Raw genomic sequence first — 12,669 nt, 5'->3', positions numbered from 1 at the left:
TTCCGCTCAGGAGATCCCGAGTTCCCTGTCGATCAGGTCGAACATGTCCTCGTCGGAGGCGGCGAGCAGTTCCTCGTCGACCGTCGCCTCTTCCGGCTCTTCGGATGCGGCCCAGGTGTCCAGCAGCGCGCGCAGTGATGCGGTGAGTGCCTGCCGTGCGGCGGGGTCGGACGCCTGCCGGTAGGCGGCTTCGAGCTGTTGCAGACCGGCGGGCAGATCGGTGGCCGGTCCGCTCACGGCCGGCAGCAGTTCCGCGTCCAGGTGGTCGGCGAGGGCGTTCGGCGTCGGGTGGTCGAAGACGATGGTCGCCGAGAGGCGGGTGCCGAAGACCCCGCTGAGCCGGTTGCGCAGTTCCACCGCGGTCAGGGAGTCGAATCCCATGTCGCGGAAGGCGCGTCCCGGTTTGACGGTGTCGGACGGGCCGTGTCCCAGGACCGCGCCCACATGGGTGCGGATCAGGTCGACGAGCCGGCGTCGTCGCTTGGCCTCGGGCAGTGCCGCCAGTTCGGCCAGCAGAGCGGTGGCCGCGTCGGCTCCGTCGTCCTGGGTCTCGGGCCGCGCGGCGTTCTGTGCGGCGAGGAGTTCCCGTACCTCGGGCACCTCGTCGACGAGCGGCCGGTGTCCGTGGGCGCAGTAGGCGGGCAGGAAGCGGTCCCAGCGGATGTCGGCGACCACGAGGGTGCTCTCCCGCCCGGCGCTCGCCCAGGCCAGGGCGCGGACCGCGAGTTCGGGAGCCATCGCCGGGACCCCGCGGCGCAGCAGTTGCCCGCCGACCTCTTCGTCGACCATGCCGCCGCCCGCCCAGGCTCCCCAGGCGATCGAGATCGCGGGCAGCCCTTGGGCGCGGCGCTGTTCGGCGAGGGCGTCGAGGTGGGCGTTGGCGGCGGCGTAGGGGGCCTGTCCTCCGTTGCCCCAGACGCCGGCGCCGGAGGAGAACAGGACGAAGGCGTCCAGGGAGTGTCCGGTCAGCAGTTCGTGGAGGTTCTGCGCGCCGAGCACCTTGGCGTGCATCACGCCGACGGCGTCCTCGGGTGTGAGGTCGCCCAGCGGCCGTGCCGTCTCGACCGCGCCCGCCGTGTGGACGACCGCGGTGAGGGGCGAGGCGTCGGGCACCTGGTCAAGCAGCGCGGCGAGCGCGGTGCGGTCGGCGACGTCGCAGGCGGCGATGGTCACGCCGCAGCCGAGGGCGGTGAGCTCGTCGCGCAGTGCGGCGGCTCCGGGCGCCTCGGGGCCGCGCCTGCTGGTCAGGATCAGGTGTTCGGCGCCGTCCTGTGCCAGGGACCGGGCGACCTGCGAGCCGAGGGCTCCCGTTCCGCCCGTGACGAGGACCGTGCCGCGCGGTCGCCAGGTGTCGCCGTCGGTCACCGGCGCGTGGAGCGGTGTACGGACCATGCGGCGGACGCTGACCCCTCCCCCGCGTACCGCGAACTCGGTCTCCCGGCCGCCGTCTCCCCCGGGCTCCGCGGTGAGCAGAGCCGGAAGTACGAGGCGTACGGCGGACTCCGTGTCGCCGGCGGGCAGGTCGACGAGGCCGCCGCAGCGGTCGGGGTCGTCGAGGCCGATCACCCGGGCGAGTCCCCACACGGCGGCCTGTGCCGGATCGGGGGCGCCGTCGTCTTCGCCGGTCGAGACCGCGCCTCGGGTCAGGCTCCACAGCCGGCCGGGTATCCCGGCGTCGTCGAGTGCCTGGACGAGCGCCATCGATCCGAGCAGCCCGTACGAGACGCCCGGACTGTGCTGGCTCGCACGGGTGTTGAGGGCGAGCAGGGACAGGACGCCGTCCGGTGTCACGTCCGCGGGGAGGTCCGCGAGCAGTCGCCCGGCCAGCTCGCCGCGCTGGGCGGAGTCGGGCACGGCCAGCTCGACGGTCCGGGCACCGGCGGCGTGCAGGGCGCCGAGGGCGGCCGCGACGAGATCGTCGTCCTGGTGGGTTTCGGGGACGGCGACGAGCCAGGTGCCGTCGAGGGTCGGGGCGGGTGTGCCCGGTGCGGGCGCGGGTTTCGGCCGCCAGACGATGCGGTAGCGCCAGCTGTCGAGGGTGGAACGCTCGCGCCGGCTGCGGCGCCAGGACGACAGGGCGGGCACGATCGCGCCCAGTGACTCCTGGTCCTCGATACCGAGAGTGCGCGCGAACCCTTCCAGGTCACCGTCCTCGACACTCTTCCAGAACGCCTCGTCCACCGGGTCCGCCACCACCGCCGAGGCCTTCGGCAACTCCAGCCAGTAGCGCTGGTGCTGGAAGGCGTAGGTGGGCAGGTCGACTCGGCGTGGCGCGTAGGGCGTGAACGCCGGGGCCCAGTCGACGGTGACACCACGCGTCCACGCCTCACCCAGCGACGTGTAGAAACGGGCCAGGCCGCCCTGACCGCGACGCAGAGTACCCGTGACCACAGCCTCACCACCGGCCGCCTCCACCGTCTCCGCAACCGGAACGGTCAGCACGGGATGCGGACTCATCTCCAGGAACGCACCATGCCCCGAACCCACCAACTCACGTACTGCAGACTCCAGTTGAACGGTCTGACGCAGATTCGTGTACCAGTAGCCGGCATCCGTGACCGCCGACTCCAGCCACCCACCCGTCACCGTCGAGAAGAACGGCACCCCGGGCTCACGTGCAACGACCGGAGCAAGAACCTCCAGCAGCTCCTCACGGATCAGCTCGACATGCGCCGAGTGGGAGGCGTAGTCCACCTCCACCCGCCGCACCCGAATGTCTTCGGTGCCCGCCTGCTCCACGAGTTCATCGAGCGCGTCCGCGTCACCCGAGACCACGACCGACGTCGGACCGTTCACCGCGGCCACCGACACACGACCGCCCCACGCGGAGATCAGTTCCTCGGCGCGCTCACGCGACAACGCGACCGACACCATCCCGCCCTGGCCGGCGAGTGCGGTGATCGCACGGCTGCGCAAGGCCGCCACCCGCGCACCGTCCTGCAACGACAGCGCACCCGCGACGACCGCGGCCGCGATCTCACCCTGCGAATGACCCACCACCGCCGCCGGACGCACACCGAACGACTCCCACAACGCCGCCAGCGACACCATCACCGCCCACAACACCGGCTGCACCACATCCACCCGGTCCAGCCCCGGAGCACCCTCCACGCCCCGCACCACATCCATCAACGACCACTCCACGAACCCGTCCAACGCCGCCGCACACTCACCGAAACGAGCCGCGAACACCGGCGAGGAATCCAGGAGTTCGACCGCCATCCCCACCCACTGCGCACCCTGACCCGGGAACACGAACACAGCGGACGGAGGCGAGGCGGCGGACCCGGCGACACCGGAGGCGACCACCTCGGAGCCGATCACCAACGCCCTGTTCTCGAACACCGAACGGTGATTGAACAGGGTCCAGGCCACATCGACAGGACGCGCACCCGCCTCCCGCAGATCCCTCTCCCCCAGCTCTGTGTCCGTCTCCCGCAGATGGGACAGCAACCGCTCCGTCTGGTCGTCGAGCGCCTTCTCCGAGCGGGCCGAGACCAGCAGGGGGACACTCGCTCCCGCGGGGTCGGGCACGTCCGTGCGGGCGGGCTCGGTGGGAACAGGTTCGGGCTGCTCGATGATGACGTGGGCGTTCGTGCCGCTGATACCGAAGGAGGAGACGCCGGCGCGCCGGGGGTGGCCGTTCTCCTCCCAGGGCCGTGCCTCGGAGAGGACCTCGACCGCGCCGGCCGACCAGTCCACGAACGACGACACCTCGTCGGCGTGCAGCGACTTGGGCAGCACACCGTGCCGCATCGCCTGCACCATCTTGATGACCCCGGCCACCCCCGAAGCGGCCTGACTGTGACCGATGTTGGACTTCACCGAGCCCAGCCACAACGGCCGGTCCGCGGCCCGGTCCTGCCCGTACGTGGCCAGCAGCGCCTGCGCCTCGATCGGATCACCGAGCTTCGTGCCCGTGCCGTGCGCCTCGACCACGTCGACGTCCTGGGCGGCCACGCCCGCGTTCGCCAGCGCCGCCTGGATCACTCGTTGCTGGGAGGGTCCGTTGGGGGCCGTCAGACCGTTGGAGGCGCCGTCCTGGTTGATCGCCGAACCCCGGACGACCGCGAGGACCTCGTGTCCGTTGCGGCGCGCGTCCGAGAGCCGCTCCAGCAGCAGGACACCCACTCCCTCGGACAGGGCGAAGCCGTCGGCTTCGGCGGAGAAGGGCTTGCAGCGGCCGTCCCGGGACAGGGCCTGCTGCCTGCTGAAGGCGATGAAGGGGCCGGGCCCGGACATCACGGTGACGGCACCCGCGAGGGCGAGGGAGCACTCTCCGGAGCGCAGTGACTGGACGGCCATGTGCAGGGCGACCAGTGAGGAGGAACAGGCCGTGTCGACCGTCACCGCGGGACCCTCCAGGCCCAGCGTGTAGGCGACACGGCCGGAGGCGACGCTCGCCGCGGCTCCGGTGGCCAGGTAGCCCTCGGCCTCCCCGGCGGCGGCGCGCAGCTGGGTGGCGTACTCCTGATCGGTCATGCCCAGGTAGACACCGGTGCTGCTGCCGCGCAGCGCCCGCGGGTCGATGCCGGCGCGCTCCAGTGCTTCCCAGGTGGTTTCCAGCAGGAGGCGCTGCTGCGGGTCCATGGCCAGTGCCTCGCGCGGCGAGATCCCGAAGAACGCGGCGTCGAACTCCGCCGCGTCGTGGAGGAAGCCGCTCTCGCGGACGTAGCTGGTGCCGCTGCGGTCGGGGTCCGGGTCGTAGAGCGCGTCCAGGTCCCAGCCACGGTCCGTGGGGAACTCCGAGATGACATCGGCCTCCGCACGCACCAGCCGCCACAGATCCTCCGGCGAACGCACCCCACCCGGATACCGGCACCCCATCGACACGATCGCGATCGGGTCACCGTCCACGACACCGCGCGCCACCGGCACAGCCGCCCCGGCGGGGTCCTGCGGGGAGCCGAAGGCCTGCTCTTCGAGGAGGTCGGCCAGTGCCGAGATGCTGGGGTGGTCGAAGACGACCGTGGTGGGCAGCCGCAGCCCCGTGGTCCGGCCGAGGCGGTTGCGCAGTTCGACGGCGGTGAGCGAGTCGAAACCGAGGTCCTTGAAGGCGAGTTCGGTGTCGATGTGCTCCGCGCTGTCGTGGCCGAGGACGGTGGCCACCTGTCGGCTCACCAGGTCCAGCAGGGCTGTGCGGCGCCGGGCCGGGTCGAGGTGCGTCAGGTGCTGGAGCGGCGCGGGATCGGTCGCGGACGTCCGGTTCTCGTCGTCGGCGGGCTGTGCCTCGGGCAGTTCGGCGAGGAGGTCACTGCGCCGGACCGAGGTGAACACCCCGGCGAAGCGTTGCCAGTCCACGTCGGCGAGCGCGATGAGCGTCTCGTCGTGGTCCAGCGCCTGCTGGAGGCCGGTGACGGCGGTGTCCGGGTCGATGACGGGCACGCCGCGGCGGCGGAGGGTGTCCTGAAGGTCCTCGGCGATCATGCCGCCGCCCGCCCAGGGGCCCCAGGCGACCGAGAGGACGGGCACGCCGTCCGCGCGGCGCTGCTCGGCGCGTGCGTCGAGGATGGCGTTGGCGGCGGCGTACGCGCCGTGGTCGGCGACGCCCCATGTCCCGGAGATGGAGGAGAAGTAGACGACGGCGTCGAGTGCGGCCGGGTCGAGTGCGGTGTCGAGGTGGTCGGCGCCGAGGACCTTGCCGGACAGGGTCGACACCAGGTCGGTGATCCCCGCGTCGTCGAGGGATCCGAGGGCGCTGATGCCCGCGGCGTGCACGACCGTGCGGACGGGCGGCACGTCCTCCTGTTCCAGGTGCCGTATCAGCCCGGTGACGGAGTCCGGGTCGGCCATGTCGCAGGCGACGATGCTGACCGCGGTGCCCTGCTCCTCGAGTTCCCGGCGGAGCTCGTCGGTGCCCGGTGTGTCGGCGCCGCGGCGTCCGGTCAGTACGAGATGGGCGGCGCCCTGGCCGGCGAGCCAGCGCGCCATGCGGACGCCGAGGGCGCCGGTGCCGCCCGTGACGAGGACGGTGCCGCTCGGTTTCCAGGAGCGGGCGGCGGGTGCGTGGCCGTACGGCGCGCGGATCAGCCGGCGGCCGAAGGCCTTGCCGGCGCGGACGGCGATCTGGTCCTCGGTGCCCTCGCCGGCGAGGAGGTGCACGAGCAGCTTCAGGGTGGACTCGTCGGTCTTCTCGGGGAGGTCGATCAGACCACCCCAGCGCTTCGGGTGCTCAAGGGCGGCGACGCGGCCGAGTCCCCAGACGCCTGCCTGGACGGGAGCGGCGGGTGCCCTGTCGTCGGCTGTCGCGACGGCGCCACGGGTGAGGCACCACAGGGGTGCCTGGATCCCCGCGTCGCCCAGCGCCTGGACGAGGGTCAGGCTCACGGCCAGGCCCCGGGGTACGGAGGTGTGCTCGGGGTGCGGCAGTTCGTCGAGGCCGGTCAGGGAGAGGACGCCGCCGAAGGTGCGGTTCTCGGCCTCGGCCCGCAGGCGTTCCGCCAGTCGCTGCCGCTCGGAGTCCGCGGTGCCGACCGTCAGTACGCTGACGCCGTCCGTCCGTTCCGTGAGAGCGCCGAGGACGGCCCGGAACAGCGGGGCGTCGTCGAACGTCTCGGGGACGACGAGCAGCCAGGTGCCGTCGGCGTGTGCGCCGGCGGGTGCGTGGGTGGACAGCGGCCGCCAGACGATGCGGTAGCGCCAGCTGTCGAGGGTGGAACGGGTCTGGCGTCCCTTGCGCCACGACGACAGGGCCGGAACCACCGAACCCAGTGACTCCTGGTCCTCGATACCGAGAGTGCGCGCGAACCCTTCCAGGTCACCGTCCTCGACACTCTTCCAGAACGCCTCGTCCACCGGGTCCGCCACCACCGCCGAGGCCTTCGGCAGCTCCAGCCAGAACCGCTGGTGCTGGAAGGCATACGTCGGCAGCTCCACCCGCCGCGGACGCCGCCCGGCGAACACCGGACTCCAGTCGACGGTGACACCACGCGTCCACGCCTCACCGAGAGAGGTGTAGAAGCGGGTGAGTCCGCCGTCGTTGCGCCGCAGGGTGCCGGTGACCACGGCCTCACCACCGGCCGCCTCCACCGTCTCCGCGACCGGAACGGTCAGCACGGGATGCGGACTCATCTCCAGGAACGCACCATGCCCCGAACCCACCAACTCACGTACTGCAGACTCCAGTTGGACGGTCTGACGCAGGTTCGTGTACCAGTAGCCGGCATCCGTGACCGCCGACTCCAGCCACCCACCCGTCACCGTCGAGAAGAACGGCACCCCGGGTTCACGTGCAACAACCGGAGCAAGAACCTCGAGCAGCTCCTCACGGATCAGCTCGACATGCGCCGAGTGGGAGGCGTAGTCCACCTCCACCCGCCGCACCCGAATGTCTTCGGCGCCCGCCTGCTCCACCAACTCATCGAGCGCGTCCGCGTCACCGGAGACCACGACCGACGTCGGACCGTTCACCGCGGCCACCGAGATACGACCGTCCCAGCCCGCGATCAGTTCCTCGGCGCGCTCACGCGACAACGCGACCGACACCATCCCACCCTGGCCGGCGAGTGCGGTGATCGCACGGCTGCGCAAGGCCGCCACCCGCGCACCGTCCTGCAACGACAGCGCACCCGCGACGACCGCGGCCGCGATCTCACCCTGCGAATGACCCACCACCGCCGCCGGACGCACACCGAACGACTCCCACAACGCCGCCAGCGACACCATCACCGCCCACAACACCGGCTGCACCACATCCACCCGGTCCAGCCCCGGAGCACCCTCCACGCCCCGCACCACATCCATCAACGACCACTCCACGAACCCGTCCAACGCCGCCGCACACTCAACAAAGCGAGCCGCGAACACCGGTGAGGAATCCAGGAGTTCGACCGCCATGCCCGCCCACTGCGCACCCTGACCCGGGAACACGAAGACAGCGGAGGGAGGTGTGGCGGCGGATCCGGCGACACCGGAGGCGACCACCTCGGAGCCGATCACCAGCGCCCTGTTCTCGAACACCGAACGGTGATTGAACAGGGTCCAGGCCACATCGACAGGACGCGTACCCGCCTCCCGCAGATCCGCGTCCCGAAGGTGCGAGACAAGGCGCTCCGTCTGGTCGTCGAGCGCCTTCTCCGAGCGGGCCGAGACCAGCAGGGGCACCGCCGGTTCATCCGTCTCGGGAGCGGGCTCGGTGGCCGCCGCCGGTCCGGGCTGCTCGGCGGCGGGCTGTTCGATGATGACGTGCGCGTTCGTGCCGCTCACGCCGAAGGAGGAGACGCCGGCCCGTCGGGGGCGGTCGTCCTCCTCCCAGGGCCGTGCCTCGGAGAGGACCTCGACCGCGCCGGCCGACCAGTCCACGAACGACGACACCTCGTCGGCGTGCAGCGACTTGGGCAGCACACCGTGCCGCATCGCCTGCACCATCTTGATGACCCCGGCCACCCCCGAAGCGGCCTGACTGTGACCGATGTTGGACTTCACCGAGCCCAGCCACAACGGCCGGTCCGCGGCCCGGTCCTGCCCGTACGTGGCCAGCAGGGCCTGCGCCTCGATCGGATCACCGAGCTTGGTGCCCGTGCCGTGCGCCTCGACCACGTCGACGTCGACCGCCGACAGACCGGCGTTGGCCAGGGCGGCGCGGATGACACGCTGCTGGGACAGGCCGTTGGGGGCGGTCAGGCCGTTGGAGGCGCCGTCCTGGTTGATCGCGGAGCCCCGGACGACCGCGAGGACCTCGTGTCCGTTGCGGTGCGCGTCCGAGAGGCGCTCCAGCAGCAGGACACCCACTCCCTCGGCCCAGGCCGTGCCGTCCGCGCCCTCCGCGAACGGCTTGCACCGCCCGTTCGCCGCGAGCCCGCGCTGCCGGCTGAACTCCACGAACATGCCCGGGGCGCCCATGACGGTGGCGCCGCCGGCGAAGGCGAGGGAGCACTCTCCGGAGCGCAGTGACTGGACGGCCATGTGCAGGGCGACCAGTGAGGAGGAACAGGCCGTGTCGACCGTCACCGCGGGACCCTCCAGGCCCAGCGTGTAGGCGATACGGCCGGAGGCGACGCTCGCCGTGGTGCCGGTGAGGACGTGGCCTTCGACCGCTTCGACCGCTTCGTGCAGGCGCGGGCCGTACTCGGGGGCGGTGGCTCCGATGAAGACGCCGGTGGCGGTGGACTGCAGTCGGTGCGGGTCGATGCCGGCGCGCTCCAGTGCCTCCCAGGCGGTCTCCAGCAGGAGGCGCTGCTGCGGGTCCATGGCGAGGGCCTCGCGCGGCGAGATCCCGAAGAACGCGGCGTCGAACTCCGCCGCGTCGTGGAGGAAGCCGCCTTCGCGGACGTAGCTGGTGCCGCTGCGGTCGGGGTCCGGGTCGTAGAGCGCGTCCAGGTCCCAGCCACGGTCCGTGGGGAACTCCGAGATGACATCGGCCTCCGCGCGCACCAGCCGCCACAGATCCTCCGGCGAACGCACCCCACCCGGATACCGGCACCCCATCGACACGATCGCGATCGGGTCACCGTCCACGACACCGCGCGCCACCGGCACAGCCGCCCCGGCGCCGGTGTCGTCGTGTGCGGCGTCGAGGTGGCGGGCCAGGCGGGCCGGGGTCGGGTGCTCGTAGACGACGGTGGCGGGCAGGCGCAGGCCGGCGGCCCGGTTGAGGCGGTCGCACAGTTCGACGACGGTGACCGAGTCGAAGCCGAGGTCCTTGAACGAGCGTGCGGGGTCGATGGCGTCGGCGTCGGTGTGGCCGAGGATGAGGGCCGCGCTCTCCCGGACGAGCCGCAGGCTGTCGCCGGTGCCGGTGCCTGTGCTGGAGGGGGTGGCGGGTGCCGGGGGCTGGTGGGCGGGCGCCGTCGGGGCGGTGCGGGGGTGTGCGCGGGTTGCGGGGGTGGCGTCGATCCAGTGGCGGCGGCGCTGGAAGGCGTAGGTCGGCAGGTCGACCGTGCGGGGCTGGTGGGCGGCGAAGGCCGGGGTCCAGTCGACGTCGGCGCCGCGCGTCCAGAGTTCTCCGAGCGAGGTGTAGAAGCGGGTGAGTCCGCCGTCGTTGCGCCGCAGGGTTCCGGTGACGACGGTGTGTTCCGGGTGGGTGGCCGCGGCCTCGGCGGTCTCGCGGACCGGGGTGGTCAGCACGGGGTGCGGGCTGACCTCGACGAACACGGTGTGTCCGGCGGCGGCCAGGGCCCGTACGGCGGGTTCCAGGAGGACGGGCCGGCGCAGGTTGGCGTACCAGTAGGCGGCGTCGGTGCGGGCGTCGCGCAGCCAGTCGCCGGTGACCGTGGACAGGAAGGGGATGTCGGGCGTGCGGGGGGTGAGCGGGGCGAGGAGGCGCAGCACCTCGTCCTGGACGGCTTCGACGTGTGCGGAGTGGGAGGCGTAGTCGACGTCGATGCGGCGTACGCGTACGCCTTGGTGCTCGGCCTCGGCGGTCAGTTCGTCGAGGGCGGTGGTGTCGCCGGAGACGACGACCGAGGAGGGGCCGTTGACGGCGGCGACGGCGACGCGGCCGTCCCAGGCGGCGATGAGGGTGCGTGCCTGGGGCTCCGGGAGGGCCACGGACATCATGCCGCTGAGGCCTTTGAGTGCGATGAGTGCCTTGCTGCGCTGGGCGACGGCCAGGGCGCCGTCCTCCAGGCTCAGCGCGCCGGCGACGCAGGCGGCGGCGATCTCCCCTTGGGAGTGTCCGACGACCGCTGCCGGGCGTACGCCGTGGGCCTGCCACAGGGCGGCCAGGGACACCATGACGGCCCACAGGACGGGCTGGACGACTTCGACGTCGGAGCGGTCCAGGGAGGGTGCGTCGGCGTCGCCGCGCAGGACGGCGGAGAGCGACCAGTCGACGTGCGGGGCGAGTGCGGCCTCGCACTCGGCGATGCGGGCGGCGAAGGCGGGCGCGGTGGTCATGAGTTCGTCCGCCATGCCGGCCCACTGGCTGCCCTGGCCGGGGAAGACGAAGACGGGCCGGTCGAGGTGGCCGCCCGCGGGGCCCGGGGGGAGGGCGGCGGTGAGGTGGTTCAGGATGCCGGTGGCGTCGGTGGCGGCGCCGACGGCCCGGTATTCGAGGGGGGTGCGGGTGGTGAGCAGGGACCAGCCGACGTCGATGGGGTCGGCGTGCGCGGCGGGGTGTGCGGCGAGTCGTGCGGTCTGGGCGTGCAGGGCTTCGGGGCTGCGGGCGGACAGCAGCCAGGGCACCACGGGTCGCTCGGTGTGGTCGGCGGTCTGTCCGGTGCCGGCGGGCCGGGGTGCGGGTGGTGTGCGCGGGGGTGCCTGTTCGAGGACGAGGTGGGCGTTGGTGCCGCCCATGCCGAAGGAGGAGACGCCCGCGCGCAGGGGGCGGCCGGGGTCCGGGGCGGTCCACTCGGTGGTCTCCAGCTGGACGCGCAGGCCGAGTCCGTCGAGGTCGATGGCCGGGTTGGGGGTGGTGTGGTTGAGGCTGGGGACGAGTTGGCCGTGGGCCAGGCAGAGGACCACCTTGAGCAGTCCCGCGATGCCCGCCGCGCCCTCCAGGTGGCCGATGTTCGTCTTCACCGAGCCGACGGCCAGGGGGGTCCTGCGGTCGGGGTCCGTGCCGACGGCGGCGCCGAGCGCGGCGGCTTCCACGGGGTCGCCGACCCGGGTGCCGGTGCCGTGCAGTTCGACGTAGTCGATGCTTGCCGGGGCGACGCCGGCGCGGGCGCAGGCGCTGCGGATCGCGGCCTCCTGGGCGGCGGCGTCGGGAGTGGTGAGGCTGGCGCCCGTGCCGTCGTTGTTGACGGCTCCGCCGCGGATGACGGCGTGGATGCGGTCGCCGTCGGCCAGTGCCCGGGAGAGGGGCTTGAGGACGACGAAGCCGGCGCCCTCGCCGCGGACGAATCCGTTGGCGCGGGCGTCGAAGGTGTGGCACAGGCCGTCCGGGCTGAGGCCGCCGAACTCGGCGAGGGCCAGGGTGCTGTCGGGGGTGAGGTTGAGGTGGACGCCGCCGGCGAGGGCGAGTTCGCAGTCGCCGCCGCGGAGGCTGTCGCAGGCGAGCTGGACGGCGACGAGGGAGGACGACTGGGCGCTGTCGACGGTGAGGCTGGGGCCGCTGACGCCGAGGGCGTAGGAGAGGCGGCCCGCGATGAGGCCGCGGTTGAGGCCGGTGGCGGTGTGGTGGCCGACGGCTTCGCTGCCCTGCTGGTGGACGAGTGCGGCGTAGTCGGAGACGTCGGCGCCGACGAAGACGCCGGTGGCGTGCGGCAGGCCGGTCACCGGCAGTGCGGCGTGTTCCAGTGCCTCCCAGCCCAGTTCGAGGACGAGCCGTGCCTGCGGGTCCATGGCTTCGGCCTCGCGGGGCGAGATGCCGAAGAAGGCCGCGTCGAAGTCCGCGGGGGCGTCGATGAAGCCGCCGCGGTAGGGGATCGTGGTGCCCCGGCCGGTGGTGAAGGCGTCGTCGTGCGGTGCGCCGGTACGACGGTCCTCGGGGGCGTCGGTGATGGCGCTGCGGCCGTCGGCGAGCAGCTTCCAGTAGGCGTCCGGTCCGCTCGCGCCGGGCAGCCGGCACGCAAGGCCGACCACGGCCACGGGTTCGTGGGCCGAAACGGTGGTCCGGGCGTCCGCGGGTACCGGCTCGTTCATGGATGGCACTCCAAACACCAAGGCGACGGGGTCGGGGCAGCCCTCACGGTTGCACGGTGTCCGGCGCGCTCCGCGCTCCTGCCAGGTGCTCTAGGGGAATTCCTAAGCGGTGCCCGGGTGCCCGGGAAGTGCCTTTCGCGGGCG

At 72.6% G+C, this 12,669-nt stretch carries 1 protein-coding gene; it reads right to left on the bottom strand.

Features of this window, described 5'->3' with window-relative positions; all coding sequences use genetic code 11:
• Positions 1-6 precede the first annotated feature (6 nt).
• On the bottom strand, positions 7-12,525 hold the full coding sequence (locus OG199_RS43170) for a type I polyketide synthase (protein ID WP_405827196.1): 12,519 nt from the start codon (positions 12,523-12,525) through the stop codon (positions 7-9).
• Positions 12,526-12,669: the final 144 nt, after the last annotated feature.

This window comes from Streptomyces sp. NBC_01176, assembly GCF_045039825.1.
Lineage (GTDB): Bacteria > Actinomycetota > Actinomycetes > Streptomycetales > Streptomycetaceae > Streptomyces.
The sequence above is the reverse complement of the archived record's forward strand: the minus strand, read 5'-3'. Positions and strand labels throughout refer to the sequence as shown.

Excerpts from the sequence above, each read along its gene's own strand:
- OG199_RS43170 (WP_405827196.1), bottom strand. The coding sequence starts at position 12,525 with ATGAACGAGCCGGTACCCGCGGACGCCCGGACCACCGTTTCGGCCCAC.